Raw genomic sequence first — 24,083 nt, 5'->3', positions numbered from 1 at the left:
AAAAGGGTGGTGCGATCGGTAGACTGCTCCGAAACGCAGTGCTGTACGAATCTTGAGTGAAGGGTCACGCCATGGCCGCGAGCATCCGCGACGTCGCCCGCGAGGCGGGGGTGTCGGTGGGCACGGTCTCGAACGTGCTCAATCGCCCCGAGATCGTCGCCCCCGCCACCGTCGCCCGCGTCACGCAGGCGATCGAGCAGCTCGGCTTCGTGCGCAACGACGCGGCGCGGCAACTGCGGGCCGGCCGCAGCAGCAGCTTCGGCCTCGTCGTGCTCGACACCCGCAACCCCTTCTTCATGGACCTGGCGCACGGGGCGCAGCGGCGCGCCATCGACGACGGGTACACGGTGCTCATGGGCGGCAGCGACGACTCGCCGCAGCGCGAGCACAGCATCCTCGAGATGTTCGAGGAGCACCGCGTCGCCGGCGTGCTCATCTCGCCCGTCGACACCGACCTCACCCAGCTCTGGCGGCTGCGCCAGGCCGGCATCCCCGTCGTGCTCGTCGACCGCGGATCGAGCGACCGATCCTTCTCCTCCGTGTCGGTGGACGACATCGAAGGCGGCCGCATCGCCGCCCGCCACCTGCTCGAGCAGGGGCGCCGCCGCATCGCGTTCGTCGGCGGCCCGCTCGGCATCAAGCAGGTCTCCGACCGCGTGAACGGGGCCCGCTCCGTGGTCGCCGAGGTCGCCGACGCCACGCTCGAAGTGCGCGAGACGCAGGCGCTGAGCGTGCTCGAGGGGCGCCGGATCGCCGAGGAGATCCTCGCGCTCCCCGCCGAGCGGCGGCCCGACGCCGTCTTCGCCGCCAACGACCTGCTCGCGATGGGCGTGCTGCAGGCGCTCGTCATGACCGGATCGCTGCGCGTGCCCGAGGACATCGCGCTCATCGGCTACGACGACATCGACTTCGCGAGCGCCGCCGTGGTGCCGATCACGTCGGTGCGGCAGCCGGCGGTGGAGATCGGCGCGACCGCGGTCGGGCTGCTGCTCTCGGAGGCGCGGGCCGGTGCCGACGCGGTGCGCGAGCAGATCGAGTTCACGCCCGAGCTCGTGGTGCGCGCCTCGACGGTGGGCGGCGCCTGAGGCGCCGTCGCGTCTGCATCGTCGGCGTCGCGCCGCGCCGCGCCTCTCCGCCGCGCCGTGCCGCCGCGCCGTGCCGCCGCGTCGCTCCTCTCCTCCTCTCCTCTCCTGCGAGCGGGGTCACTTCGGGAGCGTGTCGCGCCGTACGTCGTGCCCGACACGCTCCGAAACCGACCCCGCTGCGCTCTGCCCCCCGCCAACCGTGCGAGCGGGGTCATTTTTCGTGCGTGTCGGACGCGCGACACCCACGAAAAGTGACCCCGCTCCGGAGTGCGGGCGGGGCGGGGCCGGCCGGGCGGGGCGGGCGGCGTCGGATCAGGCGACGGCGGGCGCCGCCGCGGGCTCGGCCGCAGCCAGGCGGCCGGTGCGGCGCAACCAGATCTCCATCGGGATGGTGCAGAGCGGCGGGATGGACGCCGCGAGGGCGAGCAGTGCGACGAACCACGACCAGCGCATTCGGATCGCCGCCGCGATGGTGATCAGGCCGTAGGTGATGAAGGCGGCGCCGTGCAGCGATCCGAAGATGGTGACCACGATGGGCGTCGTCTCCGTGATGTACTTCAGGAACATGCCGACGAGCAGCCCCGCCCACGTGAACGCCTCCACGAAGGCGATCCAGGCGTAGGCGCGGCCGATTCCCGAGGCGTTCGTCATGAGCCGAATCCTATCGACGCGCCCTCCACGAACGCCGTGCGCCGCCGGCCCCCGCCCGCCCCCGGACACCCGCGCGCTACGAGCGGGTGTGCGCCCACACGACCGCCTGAATGCGGTCGCGCACGCCGAGCTTCTGCAGCAGGTTCGAGACGTGGGTCTTGATCGTCGCCTCGCCGAGGAACAGCGCCGCCGCGATCTCGGCGTTCGACTTCCCCTCCGCCACGAGGGCGAGCACCTCGCGCTCCCGTTCGGTGAGCCCGGCCGCAGCCATCGCGGCGTCGGCGGCGTCGGGCACCGTGATCGGCGCCGGATCGCCGGAGCCCTCCAACGCCGCATCGTGCAGAGGCGCGGCGCCGCTGCCCGGGGCGGCCGAGACCCGTTCGATGACGGCGCGGGTCACGTCGGGTCCGAGCAGCGCGTCGCCCGCGGCGAGCGAGCGCACGGCGTCGATGAGCTGCTCGGCGCGCGCGGTCTTCAGCAGGAACCCGCTCACACCGGCGGCGAGTGCGTCGAAGAGGTACTGCTCGTGCCCGAAGGTGGTGAGCACGAGGATCGCGGGCCTCGGCTCGCTCGCGGCTCCCGGCCCGCCGTCGGGCGAGAGGATGCGGCGCGATGCCTCGATGCCGGTGAGCACGGGCATCTCGACATCCATGCAGATGACGTCGGGGCGGAGTTCGGAGGCGAGCGCGACTGCGACCTGCCCGTTCTCGGCCTCGCCGACGACCTCGATGTCGGGCTCCGACTCGAGGATGATGCGGAAGCCCGAGCGCACCAGCGCTTGGTCGTCGACGAGGAGGACGCGGATCATGGGCACCTTTCGGAGTGGAAGCGGGATCAGCCGACCGGGGTGGCCGTGGGCGAAGCGGAGGTCGCAGGCGCGATCGGCACGGCGGCCCGCACGAGGAAGCCGCCCCGCTCGCGCCGCCCGGCGAACACGGTGCCGCCGACGGCCCCGACCCGTTCGCGCATGCCGCGGAGGCCGAGGCCCGAGCCCCGCGAGCGCTGGCTCAGCTCCTGCCGCACGCCGTCGTCGGATACCTCGACCTCGACCGACTCCTCGCCGAAGCGGAGCCGCACCTCGGCGGCGGCGCCGCGCCCGGCGTGCTTGCGGATGTTCGTCAGCGCCTCCTGCACGACGCGGTAGAGCGCGACGTCGACGAGCATGGGAATCGGTCTCGGCTCGCCGGCGACGATGAGCGTCGCGGGGGTGCCCGAGCTCTGCGCGTCGGCGACGAGCTCGGCGAGGTGGGCCACGCCGATCGTCGTGGGCGCCGACGCCTCTTTCGCGGGATCGCACAGCGTGAGCAGGAGGCGCCGCAGCTCGTCGACGGCGGTGCCCGCGCTCTCCTCGACGACGCCGAGCGCGGCCGCCGAGCGGGCGGGGTCGCGCTCCAGGGTGCGCCGCGCCGCCGCGGCCTGGATGCCCATCACGGAGACGTGGTGCGCGACCACGTCGTGCAGCTCGCGCGCGATCGACAGGCGGTCGAGCGCGACGGCCTGGGCGGCGCTCGTCTGCCGCTCGAGCTCGAGCTCGCGCCCGCGCGCCTCGAGCAGCGCCTGGTTGCGGGCGGCGTGCCACGAGCGCTCGCCGAAGAAGTAGGCGCCGCCGAAGTACAGCAGGTTCGTGATGATCTGGATCACGGCGTAGGTGGCGTACGCGGAGAAGATGCCGGAGCGCGAGATGCCCTCGAACGCCTCGGTGCTCGACGATGCGACGATCAGGCCGATGATGAGCCACACCATCATGGCCGTGCCGATCCCGACCCGCGCCCAGAGGGCCAGGGTGCGCCGTCGCTCCCATGCGCCCACGGTGTAGAGCGCGCAGAAGAGGCTGATGTTGATGATGAGCACCTCGGGCACGCCGAACTGGCCGCAGATGAAGAACCCGGCCGAGACGGCGAGCGCGACGGGCACCGGGTAGCGGCGCCGCAGTGCGAGCGGCAGCGTCGTGAGCCCGAGCCCGACCGCCCACACCCAAGGCTCAGCCGCGCCCGGGTACATGCCGGTGCGCGCATAGAGCAGCGCCGTGGTCACCGAGGCGACCGCGAGCACCAGTGCGAGCACGAGGTCGGCCCGCCGCCCGCTCCGGCCCGGGCTCGGCCGGCTCCACTCCGCGTGTTCGTGCATGGAACCAGCGTAGGGCGTACCGCCGACGCCGCGCCTCCGCCGCCGGGGGGAGGCGCCCTCCGCCGTGCGGAGCGCGAATCAGCCGTGCGGGGGAAGCGGCCCGACGCGCGCCGCGGCCATGCTGGAACCACACGACAGAAGGGATCGAGATGATCGACATCGCAGGCGTCTCCCGCAGCTTCGGCGAGCGGCGCGTGCTCGACGACGTGAGCTTCACCGTCGAGGGCGGTCGCATGACCGGCTTCGTCGGCGGCAACGGCGCGGGCAAGACCACGACCATGCGCATCATCCTCGGGGTGCTCTCCGCCGACGCGGGCACCGTCAGCCTCGACGGCACCGCCATCACCCCCGCCGATCGCGCACGCTTCGGCTACATGCCCGAGGAGCGCGGCCTCTACCCGAAGATGCAGGTGCTCGAGCAGCTCGTCTACCTCGGGCGGCTCCACGGCATGAGCGCGGCCGCCGCCAAGAAGTCTGCGGCCGATCTCATCGAGCGGCTCGGCCTGGGCGAGCGCGGCGGCGACACGCTCGAGAGCCTCTCGCTCGGCAATCAGCAGCGGGCGCAGATCGCGGCGGCGCTCGTGCACGAGCCGTCGGCGCTGGTGCTCGACGAGCCGTTCTCCGGGCTCGACCCCATGGCGGTCGAGGTCGTGCTCGCGGTGCTCCGCGACTACGCGGCCCAGGGGGCGCCGGTGCTCTTCTCCTCCCATCAGCTCGACATCGTCGAGCGGCTCTGCGACGACGTCGTGGTGATCGGCGGGGGCAGGATCCTCGCCTCGGGCTCGCGCGAGGGCCTGCGCGCCCAGCACGCGGGGAGCAGCTTCGAGCTCGAGCTGGAGGGGCCCGCGGCCGATGCGGGTTGGGTGCGCGACCAGCCCGGCGTCGAGGTCACCCACCTCGACGGCGGCTTCGCCCGCTTCGACGCCCCGGATGCGGCGGCCGCGCAGGCCGTGCTCGCCCGCGCTGTGCAGCAGGCGGCGCCCGGCGCCGCGGTGCGCCGCTTCGCCCCCATCACCCCCTCACTGGCCCAGATCTTCAAGGAGGTCGTGCGATGATCGCTCCACTCACTTCTCAGTCTCCGCGATCCGCGTCGCGCCCCATAACCGGGGTGCAGGGGGCGTGGCTCGTCGCGGAGCGCGAGATCACCACCCGGCTGCGCAGCAAGGCGTTCCTCATCTCGACCGGCATCCTGCTGCTCGTGGTGCTGGGCGGCGTGGTGATCAGCGGGCTCATCTCGCAGAGCGGCGGCCTCGGGAGCCCCACGCAGGTGGCCACCGTGGCCGGGGCGAGCAGCGCCCAGGGCGACGCCCTCGAATCGGCGGGCTTCGATGTGACCGAGGCCGGCGACCGCGCCGAGGCCGAGCAGCTCGTGCGCGACGGCGACGTCGAGGCGGCGGTCGTGCCGGGCGGGGATACGCCGCTCGATCTCACCGTGATCGCGCTCGACAGCGCCCCGAGCGACCTCGTGCAGGCGCTCTCGGCGGCGCCGTCGGTAGAGCTCCTCGAACCGCTGGGCGCGAACCCCCTGCTCGCGTACATCATCGCCTTCGCGTTCGGCATGATCTTCTACACGACCGCGCTCACCTTCGGCACGACCATCGCGCAGAGCGTGGTCGAGGAGAAGCAGACGCGCATCATCGAGATCCTGCTGGCCACCGTGTCGGCCCGCACGATGCTGGCCGGCAAGATCCTCGGCAACAGCGCCCTCGCCCTCGGCACGGTGGTGGCGATCCTCGCCCTCGCATCGGTCGGCATGCTCGCGACCGGGCAGGATCTGCTGCTCGGCGAACTCGGCACGTCGATCATCTGGTTCGGCATCCTGTTCGCGTTCGGGTTCGTGCTGCTCGCGGCGATGTACGCGGCGGCTGCGGCGCTGGTGTCGCGGCAGGAGGACATCGGATCGGTGACGAGCCCCGTGATGATGCTCGTGATGATCCCGTTCTTCGCCATCATCTTCTTCAACGACAACCCGCAGGCGCTCGCGATCATGAGCTACATCCCGTTCTCGGCGCCCAACGCGATGCCGATGCGCCTCTACCTCGGCATCGCCGAGTGGTGGGAGCCGATCCTGTCGCTGGGCATCCTGGTCGCCACGATCGCGGTGGTCGTCTGGATCGGGTCGCGCATCTACAGCAACTCGATTCTGCGCACGGGCGTGCGGGTGAAGCTGCGCGACGCGCTGAAGGACTAGCCTGCGCGGCGGTGCAGGATCGGAGAGCCCGGGGTGCGCGCCCCGGGCTCTCTCGCGTCTCGCGTCCGGCCGCGACCCTGCTGCCCCGGATTACGCTGGGGGCATGGCCGCCGACATCGACTGGACCGACATCGACTGGACCGCGCTCACCGACGCCGCGCTCGCCGCAGCCGAGCACGCGTACGCCCCCTACTCCGGCTTCGCGGTGGGGTGCGCCGCCCTCGTCGACGACGGTCGCGTGATCACGGGCTGCAATGTCGAGAACGCCAGCTACGGGGTCACCCTGTGCGCAGAGTGCGCGATGATCGGGCAGCTGCACCTCGGCGGGGGCGGGCGCCTGGTCGCGTTCGCCTGCGTGGGCGAGGGCCGGCCGATCACCCCGTGCGGGCGCTGCCGGCAGCTGCTCGCCGAAGCCGCCGCCCCGGGCATGCGGCTGCAGACGCCCGCCGGGATCCGCACGATCGACGAGCTGCTGCCCGAGCATTTCGGTCCCTCCGAGCTGCCCGCCGCCACCCCCTGACCGTGTCGGAGGCCAGGAGTAGTCTTCTCGGGTGACCTCCGATACCCCCTCCTCCTCGAAGCCCGAGATCCGCCCGTGGCCCGCCCTGTGGTCGCTGGTGCTCGGCTTCTTCATGATCCTCGTCGACACCACGATCGTGTCGGTCGCGAACCCCTCGATCATGGAGGGCCTCGGCACGACGATGGTGGCGACGCTCTGGGCCACGAGCGCGTACCTGCTCGCATACGCCGTGCCGCTGCTCATCACGGGGCGCCTCGGCGACCGCTTCGGCCCGCGCCGCATCTACCTCGTCGGCCTCACCGTGTTCACGCTGTCGTCGCTCGCGTGCGGCATGTCGGGCACCATCGAAGCGCTCATCGTGGCGCGCGTATTCCAAGGGCTGGGCGCCGCACTGATGACGCCGCAGACCATGGCCGTGATCACCCGCATCTTCTCGCCGCGCAACCGCGGCTCCGCGATGGCCGTGTGGGGCATCACGGCGGGCGTCGCGACGCTCGTCGGGCCGATTCTCGGCGGGGTGCTGCTCGACGGCTTCGGCTGGGAGTGGATCTTCTTCATCAACGTGCCCGTCGGCATCATCGGCTTCGTGCTCGCGATGCGGTTCGTGCCCCGTCTCGACACGCACGCGCACCACTTCGACTGGGTCGGCGTGCTGCTGAGCGCCGCGGGCATGTTCATGCTGGTCTTCGGCATCCAGGAGGGCGAGAGCTACGAGTGGGGCGTGATCTGGGGGCCGATCTCGGTGTGGAGCCTCATCATCGCCGGCGCGGTCGTGCTGGCGCTCTTCGTCGTCTGGCAGCGCGTGCAGCGCGGCGAGCCGCTGCTGCCGCTCGAGATCTTCCGGGATCGCAACTTCTCCGTCGGCACGGGCACGATCGTCACGGTGGGCCTCGCCGTCACCAGCATGGGCCTGCCCCTCATGTTCTACTACCAGCTCGTGCGCGGGCTCGCCCCGACCCAGTCGGCGCTCATGCTCGTGCCGATGGCGCTGCTCTCGGCGGGGCTCGCGCGCCCGGTCGGCCTGCTCATCGACCGCACCGATCCGCGTCGCATCGCGACGTTCGGGCTCACGCTCGTGGCCGTGGGCATGCTGCTCTACTTCTTCCTGCTGCGGCCCGAGACGCCGCTCTGGCTGCTGCTCGTGCCCAGTGCGGTGCTCGGCGTGGCGAACGCCTGCATGTGGGGGCCGCTCGCATCGATCACCACGTTCAGCCTGGCGCCGCAGCTCGCGGGCGCCGGATCGGGCGTGTACAACACCTCGCGCCAGGTGGGCGCCGTGCTCGGCTCCGCCGCGATCGCAGCCCTGATGCAGTCGCGCATCGCCGCCGAGCTGGGCGGAGCCGGCGGCGGTGCCGGAGCCGCGGGCGCCGCCGGCGGCGAGGCGGGCATGGGCGGAGGCCAGCTGCCGGAGGCGGCGCGCGAGGGGTTCGCCGCCGCGATGGCGCAGTCGATGCTGCTGCCGGTCGCGGCGATCCTGCTCGGCGCCATCGTGTCGCTCTGGTTCGCGCGCCGCCCGCAGAAGACCCCCACCACCCCCGTCGAGGTGCCGTCGGAGGTGTGATGCGCCGCCGGTGCCGACCCGCCGTTCAATGAAAGGAACTCCCGCATGATCCTCGCATTCTCCGTCGCACCGTCGGGCACGGGCGACGCCTCCGTGTCAGACGCCGTCGCCGAGGCGGTGAAGGTGGTGCGCGCCTCGGGGCTTCCGCACCGCACCTCGTCCATGTTCACCGAGATCGAGGGCGAGTGGGACGAGGTGTTCGACGTCGTCAAGCGCGCGACTGAAGCGGTGCTGCCGTTCGGCTCCCGTGTCTCGCTCGTGATGAAGGCCGACATCCGCCCCGGGTTCGCGGGCGAGCTCGACGGCAAGCTGGAGCGGCTCGAGGCGGCGATCGCGGAGTCCGGCGACTAGCTAACGCGGGGCCGGGGCCCTCCGGCCGGGCAGGCGCCGACCGTGCCGGGCGGTGCCCTGTCGGCGCCCGCCCGCACAATCCCCTTGCCCGGCCGCCGCGGCCCGGCCAATATCAGAGGTGCGGTCGGTGTTCCCGGCGCCGTCGACGTCGAGACTGCAGCTGCGGCGCAACGCGCGCGGCGCACGGAGAGGAACCACATGGAGCACCGGACGCGATCCGGCGAGTCGGCGCGCGTGCGCTTCGCGCCGCACGCCGAGCCGAGCGGCGACAGCCCCGACAGCGCGCACGCCTCGCCACCGCTCCCCGAGGGCCCGCCCGCAACGGTAGCCGATGCCCTCGCACACGCTCAGCGCATCGCCCCGGGCCTCCGCTCCCCGGGCCGCGGCCACACGCAGCGGCTTTGGGAGCACCTCGCCACGCTCGCCGCGCACGATCTCGGCATCGCCCGTGCCGTCGAACCGCACCTCGACGCGTGCGCGATCCTCGACCAGGCCGGCCTGCCCCTGCCCGACGGCGCATGGGGCGTGTTCGCCGCAGAGGGCGGGCCCGACCCCTTGCGCGCGACTCCCCACGAGACCCGGGCCGCAGCCGCACCCCCAACCGCGACGGCACCCCCGGCCGCAACCGCACCCGAGCCCGAGTGGTCGATCACGGGCGAGAAGCTCTGGTGCTCGCTCGCCGCGCAGCTCGACGGGGCGCTCGTCACCGCCGCGACCGACGACGGGCCGCGCCTGTTCGCCGTCGATCTGCGCGACCCGGGCGTGCGCGTGCGCCCCGACGCGTGGGCGGCGCGCGGGCTCGTCGAGATTCCGAGCGGCCCCGTCACCTTCGACCGCGTGCCCGCCGCGCCCGTCGGCGGCCCGCGCTGGTATCTCGAGCGCGACGGCTTCTGGTGGGGCGGCATCGGCGTGGCCGCCTGCTGGTTCGGCGGCGCCGTCGCGATGGCGCGCACCCTGCGAGACGCCGCAGCCGTGAAACCCGACCCGCACCGGGCCGCGCACCTCGGCGCCATCGACACGCTCCTGCACGCGAGCGGGCTGGCGCTCCGAGACGCGGCCGACGCGATCGACGCCGGTCGCGACGTCGACGGACCGCTGCTGGCCCTGCGCGTGCGCGGCATCGTCGCGCGCACCTGCGAGGAGGTCATCACCCGCGTCGGCCACGCCCTCGGCCCGGCGCCGCTCGCCCTGCACGCCGAGCACGCCAAGCGGGTGAGCGACCTGCAGCTGTACATCCGCCAGCACCATGCGGAGCGCGACGATGCCGCTCAGGGATCGCTGCTCGTCGCATCCGAGGCGCACCCGTGGTGACCTTCGACGCCGCGGCACCCGGCACGACGCGACGCACCTGGGAGCGCGACACGCGGCTCGCCGATGCCCCCGTGTTCGACCTCTCGGGCTTCTCCGCGGTCGTGGTGCTCGCCGCGCATCCCGACGACGAGACGCTCGGCGCGGGCGGGCTGATCGCCCGGAGCCGAGCGGCGGGCGTGCCGGTGCGGGTGATCTGCGTGACCGACGGCGCCGCCTCGCACGCGGAGCTGCCCGACCTCGCCGAGACGCGGCGCCGGGAGCTGCAGCAGGCGATTCACGTCCTCCACCCCGAAGCGGCGCTCGACTGGCTCGGATTCGCCGACGGCCGCACCGAGGAGCAGTACGCGGAGATCTCCGCGGCGATCCGGGCGGCACTCGACGCCGCCCCCGCAGACGCGCTCGTGGTCGCCCCGTGGCGCGGCGACGGGCACCCCGATCATCGGGTCGTCGGCGAGCTGGCGGTGCGGCACGCCGCGGACCGAGTCGTGCTCGAGTACCCGATCTGGATGTGGCACTGGGCGTCGCCCGACCACGCCGAGACCCCGTGGGATCGGCTCGTCGCCGTTCCGATCGACGCCGACGTGAAGCAGCGGGCCATCGCGAGCTTCGCCTCCCAGATCGAGGTGCCGGTGGAGGCCGCGGGAGCGCCCGTGCTGCGCGACGACTTCCTCGAGCACTTCCGACGACCCGTCGAGCACTTCGCGGCCGCCGCGGCGGAGTTCGGGCGCGAGTACTTCGACGCCCTGTACACGCGATCTGATGATCCGTGGAGCTTTCGCACGCGCTGGTACGAGTCGCGCAAGCGGGCGCTCACCGTCGCGTCGCTCACGCGCGAGCGCTTCCGCAGCGGTCTCGAGATCGGGTGCTCGGTCGGGCATCTCACCGAGCTCCTCGCCGAGCGCTGCGACGCGCTGCTCGCCGTCGACATCTCGGAGCGGGCGATCGCCGAGGCGCGGCGCACGTCGCGGCCGGGCGTCGAGTTCGCGGTCCGCGACGTGCGCGACGACCTGCCGGGCGAGCGCTTCGACCTCGTCGTGCTCTCGGAGGTGGCGTACTACTGGGACGAGGCCGAGCTGCGCGCGATCCGATCCCGCATCAGGAGCGCGCTGGCACCCGACGGCATCCTCGTCGCGTGCCACTGGCGGCACCCTGTCGCGGCGCACCGGCTCAGCGGCGACCGCGTGCACGAGATGCTGCAGGAGGAGGAGTGGGCGCGGGTGGTCGCGCACGTCGAGGAGGACTTCGTGCTCGAGGTGTACGCGCTCGACGGCGCGTCGGTCGCGCGCGCGGAGGGCTTGGCGTGATGCAGCACGTCGCCGTCGTCATCCCGGCGAAGAACGAGGAGCGGCGGATCGCGGCGTGCCTCTCCGCGGTGCTCGCCGCGAGCGCGCGCTGCCCCGTCGACGTGTCAGTGACGCTCGTCGCCGACGGCTGCACCGACCGCACCGTGCCCCTCGCGCGGAGCTTCGCGGGCGTGGAGGTCGTCGAGATCGCGGCCTCCAACGTGGGGGTCGGCCGCGCGCTCGGGGTGCGGCACGCGCTCCGGAGCCTCACCGTCCACCCAGCCGGGGTGTGGATCGCGAACACCGACGCCGACTCGATCGTGCCCTCCGACTGGATCGCGCAGCAGCTCCTCCGGGCGGAGGCCGGGGTCGACGCGGTGCTCGGATCGGTCGTACCCGATCCCGCCGAGTACCCGAGGGATCTGCAGCAGCGGTGGGCGCACGCGCACCCCGCCGGGCGGGCGACGCCCGAGATCTACGGGGCGAATCTCGGCGTCCGCGCCTCCGCGTACCTCCGGGCGGGCGGGTTCGCCGCGCTCGCCGAGCACGAGGACGTCGATCTCGTGCGCCGACTCCGGGCGCCGCGGGTGCGGTACTCCGACGCGAGCCCCGTGATCACGTCGGCGCGGCTCGACGGACGCACGCCGGGCGGGTTCGCCGGATACCTGCGCGCCGAACGCGAGGTCGAGGCCCCGATCGTCGAGTTGAGCTGAGCGGATCGCTCGCCCGGCGGGCGAGCCGCGGCTTCGTACAGGCGCAGCGGGTACCGCCTCGCCGGCAGCAGGCCGCTGGTGCGCGGGCGAACGGGAGCGCGTCCGAGGCAACCGCGTCGCTTCGGATGTCTGTCCAATCCGCGTGTCCCGTTCTCGACGTTTCCAGACGGCTCGCGCCGTTGATTCTGTGTTACTTTCTACGGACATTCCGACACTCAGTGTGGAGACCCAGGAGGTGCGCTATGACTGGCCAAGCGGTGGGTACAACTCGGCGCGTGCAGGAGTGGCGAGCTGCGGATCGAGCGAGAGACTCGATACTCGAATCGCTCAATGCCGAGATCCGCGGCGTGCGACCGATGATCGCCAGATCGTGGTACCGCAGCCGAGCCGCTGGCGTCGACGCCTCCGCCGACCGCGGCATGCTCGACGCCGGGCGGGTCGATGAGCATACGCTGAGCGCAGCCGAGCCGCATCTGCGGAAGCTCGACGAAGTGGCATCCGATCTCGGCGGCTACGTGAGTCTCACCGCCCCCAACGGAGCACTCATCCATCCGAGCTTCTTGCGTGCGGACGACAGCTTCCCCGAGGGCTACTCGCTGCTCGAGGAGAGCTGCGGGAGCAACGGCGAGGGCCTCGCTCTCGAAGAGGGACGCGGCGTGTGGCTCGCGCCCGAAGAGCACTTCCGCGAAGACATGCGCGGCAACTGGTGCTTCGGCTCGCTCGTGCGCGATCCGTTCCACAATCGCGTTCGCGCGGTCGTGGGCCTGACGTTCCCCGAAGCGCGCGTCTCCCACATCGATCCCGGCTCGACGCTGCTCATGCTCGAGGGCGTGTCGTCGCGCATCGAGCACGACATCGCCACCCGGACGTCGTCGAAGGAGCGCGCGCTGCTCGACGAGTACCTCACGGTGACCCGACGTCGCGGTGATACCCCGATCATCGCGATGGACGGCAAGAATTCGCTGATGAACTCGGCGGCGACGACGCGACTGCAGGAGAACGACTTGGCCATCGTGGAGGGTTATGCCAAGTCCGTGATGTCGACCGGTCGTTCGAGCACGGCGACCGTTTCGCTCAGCGGAATCGGCGCCGCAGAGCTGACGCTCACGGCGGTGCAGCTCTCCGGCGCGAGCGTCGGCGCGATCGTCACGGTGCGGCCGCGCCCCGAGCAGCGCGCTCTGCGCTCCGCGGCGAGCGGCATCATCGAGCTCGAGCCGGTGCCGCAGTCGTTCGCGCTCTCCCAGCTGCGGCAGCGGCTCGTGGGCGCGAGCAGCGAATTCGAGACCACGCTCGCCCTGGCCGCGCGCGCTGTCGAGCAGTCGCGGTCGGCCGTGATCATCGGCGAGGCGGGCACGGGGAAGCGGCGGATCGCTGGTGCCATCGCCGCACTTCGCGGGAGCAGCGTCTTCGTCGATGCGCGTCACCGCAACAATGCGCTGTCGCTCGCCGAGGAGGTGGCGCAGTCGCTCGGCGCCAACCCGGACACGATCGTCATCGGCCACGCGGATGAGCTCAGCCAGCTCGACGGCATCGACATCGTGCGGGCGATCGGAGCGCATCCGACAGCGAACGTGATCTTGACCGCGCAGCGGGCGACGCCCACGACGCTCCGCATCTCCGAGTTCTGCGGAGCGCTCGAACTCGAGGTGGCGCCGTTGCGCAACCGACGCGAAGACATTCCACTGCTGGCGCAGGCCATCGCTGCTGACCTCGGAGACAAGACGCTCTCGCGGAAGATGCTGTCGGCACTGATGAACTCTGATTGGGAGCGCAATATCGAGCAGCTGCGGTCGGTGGTGATCAACGCCGTCGAACGTGCGCGGGGCGGCGAAGCGACGATGGATGACCTGCCGATCTCCTTCCAGCGCGTGGCATCGACCGGGCGGCTGTCGCGTCTCGAAGAGGCCGAATACAGCGAGCTGCGCAGTGCGCTCCGCGAGGCGCAGGGCAACCGACGTCTCACGGCATCGATGCTGCAGATCGGCCGCTCGACGCTGTATCGGCGAATGGACTTCTTCCGGAGTCGGGGGCTCGACCTCTAACTCGTTGCGCACCAGCCGCTGACGCGGCGACACACACAGGCATACCGCTGAGACCGTGCATTCCACGGTCCCAGCGGTATGCCTGTTTTCGGCGACCCGGCGTGTACCGATCTGGGACGCTTCGAGTCGCGCGGCGGGCGATGGAATGGTCACACCCCGCGAACGGAACTCGAGTACGACTGCGGACGCCAACCGTCACAGACGAGAACAGGATTGCTGCACATGAATCGCGAAGGACAGGGGACCATCCTGGTCGCTCCCCACCACTTCCCCGACCTCGAGCGCGAGCACGCGCTCGCGAAGGAGCTCGGTTACGAGCTGGTCGCCGCAAGCGACGTCGACGAGTTCCGCGAGGGTCTCGCCGACGCCGAGATCGTGATGATCACGCCCTACGCCAAACTGACGGCGAACGACTTCCCCACCATGCAGCAGTGCAAAGCGGTGATCCGCTACGGGATCGGATACGACAACATCGACGTCGATGCGGCGTCGGCGGCGAACATTCCCGTGTCGATCGTTCCGGGTACCGCCTCGGAGGAAGTCGCCTCGCACGCCTTCTCGATGGGTCTCGCGCTCGCGCGCCGCCTCCCGGCCGGCGACGCCGCCATCCGAGATTTCGCTTGGGGCGGCATCATCGGCTACGACACTCCGGTGCTCTCGCAGCTCGAAGTCGGCGTCGTCGGGCTCGGCCGCATCGGCGCTCACGTTGCGCGCATGTACTCCGCAGTGGGCGCGCAGGTGCGCGCGTACGACCCGTTCGTCGTCGAGAGCGAGTTCGCCCTCGCCGAGCTCGACGACATTCTCGAGAACTCGGATGTCGTTTCGCTGCATCTTCCGCTGACCGACGACACCTGGAACCTCATCTCCGGTGACGTGCTCGGGCGCATGCGGCGCGGTGCCGTCATCGTCAACGTCTCCCGCGGAGGGCTCGTCGACGAAGCTGCGCTGGCCGAGGCGCTGACCCGCGGCCACATCGCCGGCGCGGGAATCGACACGTTCGCGCAGGAGCCGCTCGACCCCGAGCACCCGCTGCGCAAGGCGCCGAACACCATCCTGACGCCGCACATCGCCTGGCGTTCGAACCGCTCGACTGGAGCGCTGCAGGAGGGCGCGGTGGACCGCGTTCGCCGCGCGCTCACCGGTCAGCCGCTGATCGACCGCGTGGCCTGAGAACTGGGAGAGACTGACGTGAATACGAACACTGCCGCCGAGCGCGTCGCGCACGAGGTGCTCGCCGAAGACCCGCACCTGCGCCGAGGCCCTCGCGGCTTCCCGCTCCTGCCGGGCGGGTACGGGCGATCGACCTACTTCACCGGGGAGCCGAGTCCCTACGCGATTCGCGGTGTCGGGTTCCGCGTGTGGGACGACCGCGGGCGCGAACTCATCGACGCCAACAACAACTTCACTTCGCTGATCCACGGGAACGCACACCCGGAGATCACCGAAGCCGCCACGAAGGCGCTCTCGGCTGGAGCGAGCTGGGGGATCCCGAACCTCTGGGAGTGGGAGCTCGCCGAGTTGCTGCTGAAGCGCCTTCCGTCGCTCGACCAGGTGCGCTTCACTAACTCGGGCACCGAGGCCGTGATGTCGGCGCTGCGCATCGCACGCGCCTCGACGGGGCGCGACAAGGTCATCGTCACGAAGGGTGGATACCACGGGACATCTGACGTCGCGCTCGTTCCCGGAGGTCCGTCGTACACGAAGGGTGTGCCTCAGGGCGTCATCGATGATGTGACTGCGGTTCCCCTGAACGACATCGAGTTCCTGACGCGGGCCGTCGAGGCCGCGCCGGAGGCGTACGCGGCGATCATCCTCGACCTGCTGCCCAATCGAGCCGGCCTGATCAGCATCAGCGAAGAGTTCGTGCGAACTGCTCGAGACCTCGCGACGAAGTACGGAATCGTGCTCATCATCGACGAGACCATCAGCCTGCGTCTCGGCTACAGCGGCTTGAGCGGCGAGTACGGGGTGGAGCCCGATCTGCTCACGACCGGCAAGCTCATCGGCGGAGGGTTCCCCGTGGGCGCGGTCGCCGGGCGTGGCGAGCTCATGGCCGAGGTCGACCCGACCCGCAGCGGCAACCTGCCGCACGGCGGCACCTTCTCGGGCAACCCCGTGAGCATGGCCGCGGGGGCCGCTGCGGTGCGCCTCTACACCGAAGGCCAGGTGCGACGACTGAACCGGCTCGGGGATGCCGTGCGCACGGTGGTCAACGATCGCATCGCCGACGCGGGCTGGGAGGTGCGCGGCCGCGGATCCCTGCTCCGTGCGGTACCCGCCGGTGCGGAGAAGGTCGCGGACGACGTGCAGCACCGCCTGTGGTGGGCGACCTACGAGCGCGGTCTGCTCGGTTCCCCGGCGAACCTCCTCTCCCTGTCGACGGAGATGGACGAGAACGTCGGCGCGGACATCGCCGATCGGCTCGCCGACGCCGTCAATTCCGTAGCCGCCGGCACCGACCGCGCCTGATTCGAAAGCAGCGACCACTATGAAACTCGTCTCGTACAACCATCCCTACGGTGCGCGCGGCGGCGTGCTCATCGGCGACGCCGTCTACGATCTCGAGCGGATGCTCGCGGATACCGGCGTGGCCGACCGGGGCGCCCCGAGCTCGGTCAAGGAGTTCTTGTCCCTGTACGGAGATCGCCTGACCGAGCTCGGCGGAGTGTTCGACAGCGCCAGCGAGAACGCGATCGGCGCCCTGGTCGGTCCGATCGCCGAGGCCGGCCTCGTCGGGCCCGTACCGGATCCGGCGAAGGTGCTCTGCGTGGGCCTGAACTACAAGGACCACGTCGCCGAGACCGGGCGCGCGCTTCCCGAGTTCCCCGACGTGTTCACCAAGTTCGCGTCGACGCTCATCGGACCCTTCGCCGAGATCGGCGGTGCCGAGGTCAGCGAGAACCTCGATTTCGAGGGCGAGGTGGCCGTGGTCATCGGCCGACGTGCATCGAAGGTCAGCGCAGCCGAAGCGCTCGATCACGTCGCGGGCCTCGCGCCTCTGAACGACGTCACCGCGCGCGACCTGCAATACCGCGGTACGCAGTGGACCGCGGGTAAAGCGGTCGACGGTTCGACGCCGTGGGGCCCCGCGCTCGTCACGCTCGACGAGGTCGGCGACCCGCAGACCCTGGATCTCGTCACCCGAGTCAACGACGTGGAGATGCAGCGCTCGAACACGCGGCATCAGATCTTCCCGATCGCCGAGATCATCGCCTACCTCTCGAGCTTCCTGACCCTCGAGCCCGGCGACGTGATCGCCACCGGAACCCCGCAGGGAATCGGAGCCAAGCGCACTCCTCCCGTGTGGATCACTCCGGGCGACACCGTCGAGATCGAGATCGAGCGGGTGGGCACGCTGCGCAATCGCGTCGCCTCGGTCTGATTCGAATCTCGGTCAGTTCTTCACTCCGCACTACACACGAAAGACACACATCATGAGTCAAGTTCTCACAGGCGCCGATGAGGCGCGGTACCGCATCGCCGTCGACACGGGCGGCACGTTCACCGACGTCGTCGTCGGCTCCAGCACCGGCGGCATGGCCGTCGGCAAGGCCCTCACCACCTACGATCGCGTGTTCACCGGGTTCGAGGCGTCGGTGCGCCGCGCCGCGGAGTCCGTCGGCTGGGACGGCGACACGGTGCTGCGCAACGCGGACGTCATCGTCTACGGCACGACCCACGCCACCAACGCAGTGCTCACGGGCAAGGTCGCGAAGACCGCACTGCTGACGACGGCGGGGTTCGCCGACACCCTCCTGCTCCGCGAGGGCGGCCGTCGTGAAGCCTTCGATTCCAAAGCCGCGTACCCGCCGGCGTACATCCCGCGCAACCACACCTTCGAGATCACCGAGCGTCTCTCGGCCGAGGGGGAGGTGCTCGTCCCCCTCGACGAAGAGCGCACTCGCGACGTGCTGCGCGGGCTCGCCGCAGACGGCACCGAGGCGATCGCGGTCGGATTCCTCTGGTCGATCATCAACGACGCGCACGAGCGTCGCGTGGGCGAGCTCATCGAGGAGGAGCTGCCCGGTGTTCCCTACACGCTCTCGAACGAGGCGAATCCGACGATTCGCGAATACCGCCGCACCTCGGCGGCGGCGATCGATGCCTCGCTGAAGCCCTTGATGGCGGATCACCTCGGCAATCTGCGGGCAGACCTCGTCGAATACGGTTTCACCGGCGACCTGCTCGTCGTCACGTCGGAGGGTGCGGTGCTCGATGTCGCCGACGTGTTGAACCGACCGGTGCTGCTGCTCAACTCGGGCCCGTCGATGGCTCCGCTGGTCGGCGCCGCTGCGGCTCCCGACCGCGACACCGTCGTGGTGTGCGACATGGGGGGCACCACCTTCGACGTGTCGCTCGTCGAGAACGGCATCGTGCGGCACACCCGCGAAGCCTGGCTCGGAGAGCCGTTCGTCGGGCACCTCACCGGTCTCTCTTCAGTCGCTGTCACGAGCATCGGCGCCGGCGGCGGCAGCATCGCATGGATCGACGGCGGTGGCCTGCTGCGCGTGGGCCCGCAGAGTGCGCGCAGCACACCCGGCCCGGCCGCGTACGGCCGCGGCGGTGAGGAGCCGACGGTGACCGATGCGTGCGTCGCGCTCGGATACCTCGACGCTCAAGGCTTCGAGGGCGGGTTCACGCTCGACCGCGATGCCGCGACGCGTGCGATCGACAGTCGAATCTCGGGGCCGCTCGGCCGCGACACGCTGCAGTCGGCTCAGGCGATCCTCGACGTGTCGGCGAACCACATGGCGACGGCGATCCGCCAGTCCTCGCTCGAGCAGGGCGTCGACCCTCGCGGCGCCCTCATCGTCGCCGGAGGCGGCGCGGGCGCGATGGTCGCAGCTGCGATCGGTGCCCTGCTCGAAGCCGACACCGTACTGATTCCCGCGACTGCAGGCGTGCTCGCTGCATACGGCGCGCATCGCGCCCCGATCGCGACCGAGTTCCTCTCGCCGCTGCACAACGACACGCGTGCGTTCAACGTGGGGTCGGCCGCAACGGCGCTCCGCGACCTCGCGGGCAAAGCAGCGGTCTTCGCCGAACGTTTCAGCGGTACGGAAGCGGTCGTCTCCTACTTCGTCGACGCACGCTACCCCGGCCAGGCCTGGGACCTTCGCGTCATTCTCGACGAAGCACCCGCTCCGAGGGACGCGGCTGAGATCGTCGAGCAGGCCTTCCACGTCGAGCACGATCGCCGCAATGGCACCCACGATCCCGACAGCCGCGTCGAGATCATCACGTGGGGGGTGCGCGTCGAGATTCCGCGCCCCGAGCTCGTCGCTCTCGCCGGATCGAACGATTCGACGCCCGAGGTGCACCGCACCGACGACGTCGTGTTCAGCGGCAAGCCGTTCGCAACGCCGCGCTACCGCGGCGTCACGCTCAGCCCCGGCGATCGCATCGCCGGCCCCGCGGTCATCGACCAGCCGACGACCACCATCGTGGTGCCGCCGGAGTGGGACGCTCGACTCGACGACCGATCCAACATCTACCTCACTCGCAAGGAGGCGTGACATGACACGCGAATTCGACCCGGTGAAGCTCTCCGTTCTCGCCAACGCCTTCGACGGCATCGTCCGCGAAATGACGAGCGGACTGCTCCGCTCCGCACGCTCGTCGGTGATCAACACGGCGAGAGACTTCTCCTGCGCGGTGCTCACCGCCGACAACCAGCTGCTCGCAGCAGCGGAGGGCGTGCCGGTGCACGTGTTCGGAGCCGGCCCGCTCGGCGAGGACATGGTGGAGCTCCACGACGACATCCGCGAAGGCGACGCCTTTCTGCACAACGACCCCTACCGCGGCAACTCGCACGCAGCGGACCACTGCATCCTGGTTCCGATCTTCATCGAGGGCCGCCATCTCTTCACCGCGGTGACGAAGGCGCACCAGGCCGACTGCGGCGACTCGCTGCCGACGACCTTCTTCGCGACTGCACGCGACGTCTACGAAGAAGGCGCACTCATCTTCCCCTGCGTCCGGGTGCAGCGCGACTACACGGATATCGACGACATCGTGCGCATGTGCCGTGCCCGCATCCGCGTGCCCGATCAGTGGTACGGCGACTACCTCGCCTCGGTCGGCGCGTCTCGCATCGCGGAGCGCCGCATCCAGGAGCTCGCTGAGAAGTTCGGCGCTGATGACCTCGTCGACTTCGTCGACGCGTGGTTCAACTACTCGGAGCGACTCGCCCAGTCGACGATCGAGACGCTTCCCGCAGTGGAACTCCATGGGTCCACCGCGCACGATCCGTTCCCCGGAACCGGTCCCGATGGGGTGCCGCTGCAGGCGACCATCGCGGTGCGCCCGGAGGAGGGACGCATCTCGATCGATCTGCGCGACAACCCGGACAACCTGCCGAACGGCCTCAATCTGACCCGTGCGACGGCAACGGGCGCAGCACTCGCGGGCATCCTCTCGGGCCTGCCCGAGAACCTGCCGAGCAACGCCGGCACGTTCCGGCGCATCGAGGTGCAGTTGCGCGACGGCTGCGTCGTCGGCATCCCGAAGCACCCGTTCTCATGCTCCTCCGGCACGACGAACCTCGCCGACCGCGTGGTGAACCTCGTGCAGGCCGCCTTCGCGCAGATCGACGACGGCTACGGTGCGGCCGAGGGCGCTGCCGGGCAGGCTCCCGCGAAATCGGTCATCTCGGGAATCGATGAGCGCAACGGCAACGCCTACGTGAATCAGATCCTCGTCGGCGGCGTCGGCGGCCCGGCGACCCCGTTCGTCGACGGCTGGCCCACCTACCAGCGCCCGGTGTGCGGTGCGCTGCTGTACCACGACAGCGTCGAGGTCGACGAGCAGCGCTATCCGATCCTGGTGCACGAGCGCACGCTCGTAGCCGACACCGGTGGTGCAGGACGCCAGCGCGGCGGACTCGCAACGCGCGTCGTGATGGAGGCCCGAGACGAGGAGGTGACGCTCACCTACGGCATCGAGGGCAAGCTGAACCCGCCGCAGGGTGTGCGCGGCGGCCACGGCGGCTCCGAGCCTGAGGCGTGGGTCATCGATGCTGCTTCGGGAGAGCGCAAGGAGATCCCGGTCGTCGGTCGCTACGATCTGCGCCGCGGCGAGAAGGTCGTCTCGATCACTCCGGGCGGCGGCGGGTACGGCGATCCGCTGGAGCGCGAACCCGAGGCCGTGCTGGTCGACGTCGAGGATCAGCGGGTGACCGTCGAGACCGCGCGCGACATCTACGGTGTCGTCATCGCCGATGGCGCCATCGACACCGCCGCGACGACCGCTCAGCGACGCGACCTGTCGAACACCCGCTGATGGTGTGTCTCAGAATGGGACACGTTCTGCGCGTTCCCCTCTGAGAATGTAGAAGCACTGAACGGGCGAGCCGCTGCGGTTCGCCCGTTCGTTTCTCAGGGCGGCGATCAGTGCGCCGTCCGGTCCCCGGGCCGACGCGGATGCGCGGCTCACCGAGAAGAATGATTGACGGAGAGAGATCATGGAGCCCATTCGAGTCGGCATCATCGGCGTCGGAAATGTTCTGAACCAGTACCTCGACAAGATCGGCGTGCATCCCGACGTCGACATCGTGGCGCTGGCCGACGTGAACGAGGCAGCGGTCACCGCGCGCGCGGAGGAGTACGGCGTGCGCAAGGCGCTGAGCCCTGACGAGTTGCTCGCCGACCCCGAGATCGAGCTCGTGCTCAACCTCACCCCGCCGAAGCTGCACGCCCCGGTGAGTCTGCAGGCGATCGCCGCGGGCAAGCACGTGCTGTCGGAGAAGCCCTTCGCCACCTCGCTCGAAGAGGCGCAGCAGATCCTCGACGCCGCGAAAGCGGCCGGTGTCCATGCCGGGTCGGCCCCGACCACCTTCCTGGGCTCGGGAGCGCAGACCAGCCGTAAGTTGGTCGATGACGGTTGGGTCGGCGAGCCGGTCGCCGCCTTCGGCTCGTTCGTGAACCGCGGCTATGAGCACTGGCACCCCAACGTAGATCCCTTCTACAGCCCGGGCGCCGGCCCGATGCTCGATATCGGGCCCTACTTGATCACGAACCTCGTCAACATCTTCGGCCCGGTGCGCCGGGTGTCGGCATCCGCGGCGAAGTCTTCGGAGACCCGACCTCGTCCAGACGGATCCGGGGGGTACGACGGGGAGATCCCGATCCAGACCCCGACGCACATCTCGGGGTCCATCGACTTCGAGTCGGGGGCCGTGGCGACGGTCGTCGTGAGCTGGGATGTGTGGAACCACAACCTGCCGCACTTCGAGATCTACGGCACGGCGGGCTCGATCGCAGCCCCCAACCCGGATCACTTCGATGGGGCTCCCGTGCTGCGTCGGGGCGAGCCGCGCGATCTGTCGCTCGACATGACGCCCCCCGGTGGCGGCGATTGGCGCGAAACGGCGCTGACGCACCGCGACGATGCCTACCGCGGAATTGGGCTCGCGGAGTTCGGCCACGCGATTCGGGCCGGGGTGGAGCCGCGCACCGGTGGCGCGTTCGCCTACCACGTGCTCGAGGTACTGCTGGCCTTCGAGCAGTCGTCGAAGGAAGGGCGTCACATCGAGATCGCGAGCACCTGCGAGCGCCCGCGGCCGTTGCCGTCGGTCGGTCCGCATGAGCCCTATCGATTCGACTGATGCACGACCGCTGCGCCCCGGCTCCGCCCGGGGCGCAGCGGTATCTCGAGGATGAGAGTATTTCGATGCCGCAGCACATGAACTCGACCCGAAACGCTCGCGGGCAGCTGACGATCGCCGAACTGGTCTCCATGCCGCACCTCGGTCTCGAGCTCGCCGCGGGCGCGGCGGGGCTCGAACGGCGCGTGCAATGGACGCACACGTCTGAACTCGAGGACCCGGGTCCATGGCTCGAAGGCGGCGAACTGCTGATCGTCAACGGCTTCGGCATTCCCGAAGACGGGCCGGGGCAGACGCAGTATGTGCGTCGTCTCGCGCAGCATCGGCTCGCCGGTGTCGCCGTGAGTGTACGCGCTCCGGCGCTCACGCACGAAATGCTCGCCGTCGCCGACGAGCTGGGGTTCCCCGTCATGAGAATTCCGCGCCAAGTGCCGTTCATCGAACTCTCGTACCTCGTGGCCAATGCGAGCGAGCGCTCCGCTCGGGACCGCCTGTCCCGTCATCTCCGAATCTTCGAGACGCTCCGCCTGCGAAACACGAGCGACAGCGACGTCGCGGGCATCTACCGGCAGCTCGAGCAGATCGCCGGGTATCGACTGGCGCTCATCTCGCCGGCGGGGCAGGCGCTGCTCGCCGAGTGGCCGTGGGTGCCGGATGTCGACTGGGGAGACGCGCTGGAATCCGTCGACCTGCGAGTCGTGCCCGATGGGTACGTCGTGCCACTGTTCGTCGACGATCGAGTCACTGCGTATCTCGTCGGAATCGAACACGACGGGTCGTCCCCCGAGGGCCTCGCGGCGCTGCAGCACGTGAGCACGCTCGCGGCACTCGATGCGATCGAGGACCAGCGCCGGCGGGAGGCGGCGCATCGAACCGGAGCGTCGGCGTTCGCGAGGGCGTTGGAGGCGAGTGGGCCGGAGGGCGAAGCGGAGCAGTTGTTGCACGAGGCGGGCCTCGCGCGAGACACCCCGTTCCGTGTCGTGGCCTTCGGTCCGATCCCTCACGCACTTCCCGAGGCTCGGGCGCGCGACTGGCTCGCGGACCGCCAGATCCGCCACGCTCTGCTGCGACGGGATCAGCTCATCGGGGTGCTGCAGTGCAGTGACGAGCGGCTCGTCGAGCTCGGAGTCGCGCTCGACGTGCCGATCGGGGCGAGCCCGAGAAGCGCCGTGGTTTCGGAGATCCCGAGGCTGCTGCGGCAAGCGCGGTGGTCGTTGAGTCTCGCAGGGGAGAGCGCGACTGCAGAGGTCGTATTCACCGAGAAGCAGCTCGGGCTCGCTCGGTGGCTCAACCCCGATGCGCGCACCTTGGAGCGTCTTGCCGAAGACACGCTTCGCCCGGTACTGGAGCACGACGCGTCTCAGGGATCAGAACTCTTCCACTCGCTCGCCGTGTTCTTCCGTCACCACGGGCGGATGCGGGCGGCGGCGAGCGCCCTGTTCGTGCACGAGCACACGCTGAGATACCGCTTGAACCGGGTCGAGCAGCTCACCGGGAAGAACCTCAAGAACTATCGCGAGCTGTTCGAGCTCTGGCTCGCTGTCGAAGCTCACGCCCTGGTCGTGCGCGCCGACGAGGAGTAGTCGACGGGCGGTATCAAAGTGGGACACTTCCCGGTTCTGACCCGGTGGGAGCCTGAAACG

Annotated in this window: 20 protein-coding genes; 17 read left to right on the top strand and 3 right to left on the bottom strand. The window is 70.4% G+C overall.

What is annotated here, in order from left to right; translation table 11 throughout:
- The first annotated feature begins 71 nt into the window (after nt 1–71).
- A complete protein-coding gene (locus BLT44_RS02240) occupies nt 72–1,085 on the top strand; it encodes a LacI family DNA-binding transcriptional regulator (protein ID WP_010155780.1) in 1,014 nt (337 codons plus the stop codon).
- A 312-nt stretch (nt 1,086–1,397) separates the two neighbouring features.
- On the opposite strand, the gene BLT44_RS02235 is transcribed toward BLT44_RS02240, so the two are convergent.
- The 3 genes from BLT44_RS02235 to BLT44_RS02225 form a co-directional block, all read right to left on the bottom strand.
- Nucleotides 1,398–1,736, bottom strand: coding sequence for a DUF3817 domain-containing protein (locus BLT44_RS02235; RefSeq protein WP_010155781.1), 339 nt, complete (start codon nt 1,734–1,736; stop codon nt 1,398–1,400).
- Between the two features lie 76 nt (nt 1,737–1,812).
- A complete protein-coding gene (locus tag BLT44_RS02230; RefSeq protein ID WP_010155782.1) occupies nt 1,813–2,544 on the bottom strand; it encodes a response regulator in 732 nt (243 codons plus the stop codon).
- 26 nt (nt 2,545–2,570) lie between these two features.
- Entirely contained in the window at nt 2,571–3,863 is a 1,293-nt protein-coding gene (locus tag BLT44_RS02225; RefSeq protein WP_010155783.1) for a sensor histidine kinase, read from the bottom strand.
- 149 nt (nt 3,864–4,012) lie between these two features.
- On the opposite strand from BLT44_RS02225, the gene BLT44_RS02220 reads away from it, so the two are divergent.
- From BLT44_RS02220 to BLT44_RS02145, 16 genes are all read left to right on the top strand, one after another.
- Complete coding sequence (locus BLT44_RS02220; protein WP_010155785.1) at nt 4,013–4,918, top strand: ABC transporter ATP-binding protein; 906 nt, start codon at nt 4,013–4,015, stop codon at nt 4,916–4,918.
- Nucleotides 4,915–6,054, top strand: coding sequence for an ABC transporter permease (locus BLT44_RS02215; RefSeq protein ID WP_010155786.1), 1,140 nt, complete (start codon nt 4,915–4,917; stop codon nt 6,052–6,054). Before BLT44_RS02220 ends, BLT44_RS02215 begins: the two co-directional genes overlap by 4 nt.
- A 103-nt stretch (nt 6,055–6,157) precedes the next feature.
- Nucleotides 6,158–6,574 carry a cytidine deaminase gene (locus tag BLT44_RS02210; RefSeq protein WP_010155787.1) on the top strand — a complete coding sequence of 139 codons (417 nt, stop codon included), beginning with the start codon at nt 6,158–6,160 and terminating at the stop codon, nt 6,572–6,574.
- 31 nt (nt 6,575–6,605) lie between these two features.
- Nucleotides 6,606–8,135: a DHA2 family efflux MFS transporter permease subunit gene (locus tag BLT44_RS02205; protein ID WP_074689874.1), complete on the top strand. Its 1,530-nt coding sequence runs from the start codon at nt 6,606–6,608 to the stop codon at nt 8,133–8,135.
- 45 nt (nt 8,136–8,180) lie between these two features.
- On the top strand, nt 8,181–8,486 hold the full coding sequence (locus tag BLT44_RS02200; RefSeq protein ID WP_010155791.1) for an MTH1187 family thiamine-binding protein: 306 nt from the start codon (nt 8,181–8,183) through the stop codon (nt 8,484–8,486).
- Nucleotides 8,487–8,684: 198 nt separating this feature from the next.
- A complete protein-coding gene (locus BLT44_RS15525; RefSeq protein ID WP_176783260.1) occupies nt 8,685–9,797 on the top strand; it encodes an acyl-CoA dehydrogenase family protein in 1,113 nt (370 codons plus the stop codon).
- Nucleotides 9,791–11,101, top strand: coding sequence for a bifunctional PIG-L family deacetylase/class I SAM-dependent methyltransferase (locus BLT44_RS15520; RefSeq protein ID WP_010155794.1), 1,311 nt, complete (start codon nt 9,791–9,793; stop codon nt 11,099–11,101). The genes BLT44_RS15525 and BLT44_RS15520 overlap by 7 nt, the downstream gene beginning before the upstream one ends.
- The gene (locus BLT44_RS02185; protein WP_040504941.1) at nt 11,101–11,793 is read left to right on the top strand and encodes a glycosyltransferase family 2 protein; all 693 of its coding nucleotides are present in this window, start codon (nt 11,101–11,103) and stop codon (nt 11,791–11,793) included. Before BLT44_RS15520 ends, BLT44_RS02185 begins: the two co-directional genes overlap by 1 nt.
- Before the next feature lie 356 nt (nt 11,794–12,149).
- Nucleotides 12,150–13,835 carry an AAA-type ATPase lid domain-containing protein gene (locus BLT44_RS02180; protein ID WP_231291518.1) on the top strand — a complete coding sequence of 562 codons (1,686 nt, stop codon included), beginning with the start codon at nt 12,150–12,152 and terminating at the stop codon, nt 13,833–13,835.
- A 222-nt stretch (nt 13,836–14,057) separates the two neighbouring features.
- Nucleotides 14,058–15,005 carry a C-terminal binding protein gene (locus tag BLT44_RS02175; protein ID WP_010155797.1) on the top strand — a complete coding sequence of 316 codons (948 nt, stop codon included), beginning with the start codon at nt 14,058–14,060 and terminating at the stop codon, nt 15,003–15,005.
- An 18-nt stretch (nt 15,006–15,023) separates the two neighbouring features.
- Complete coding sequence (locus tag BLT44_RS02170; RefSeq protein ID WP_010155798.1) at nt 15,024–16,304, top strand: aspartate aminotransferase family protein; 1,281 nt, start codon at nt 15,024–15,026, stop codon at nt 16,302–16,304.
- Between the two features lie 19 nt (nt 16,305–16,323).
- Entirely contained in the window at nt 16,324–17,217 is an 894-nt protein-coding gene (locus BLT44_RS02165; protein WP_010155799.1) for a fumarylacetoacetate hydrolase family protein, read from the top strand.
- Between the two features lie 52 nt (nt 17,218–17,269).
- Entirely contained in the window at nt 17,270–19,351 is a 2,082-nt protein-coding gene (locus tag BLT44_RS02160) for a hydantoinase/oxoprolinase family protein (protein WP_010155800.1), read from the top strand.
- Nucleotide 19,352: 1 nt separating this feature from the next.
- Entirely contained in the window at nt 19,353–21,116 is a 1,764-nt protein-coding gene (locus BLT44_RS02155; protein WP_010155801.1) for a hydantoinase B/oxoprolinase family protein, read from the top strand.
- A gap of 181 nt (nt 21,117–21,297) precedes the next feature.
- Complete coding sequence (locus tag BLT44_RS02150) at nt 21,298–22,440, top strand: Gfo/Idh/MocA family protein (RefSeq protein ID WP_010155802.1); 1,143 nt, start codon at nt 21,298–21,300, stop codon at nt 22,438–22,440.
- 65 nt (nt 22,441–22,505) lie between these two features.
- The gene (locus BLT44_RS02145; RefSeq protein ID WP_010155803.1) at nt 22,506–24,023 is read left to right on the top strand and encodes a PucR family transcriptional regulator; all 1,518 of its coding nucleotides are present in this window, start codon (nt 22,506–22,508) and stop codon (nt 24,021–24,023) included.
- Nucleotides 24,024–24,083: the final 60 nt, after the last annotated feature.

The organism is Leucobacter chromiiresistens (genome assembly GCF_900102345.1).
In the GTDB taxonomy this organism is placed as follows: Bacteria; Actinomycetota; Actinomycetes; order Actinomycetales; family Microbacteriaceae; genus Leucobacter; species Leucobacter chromiiresistens.
The sequence above is the reverse complement of the archived record's forward strand: the minus strand, read 5'-3'. Positions and strand labels throughout refer to the sequence as shown.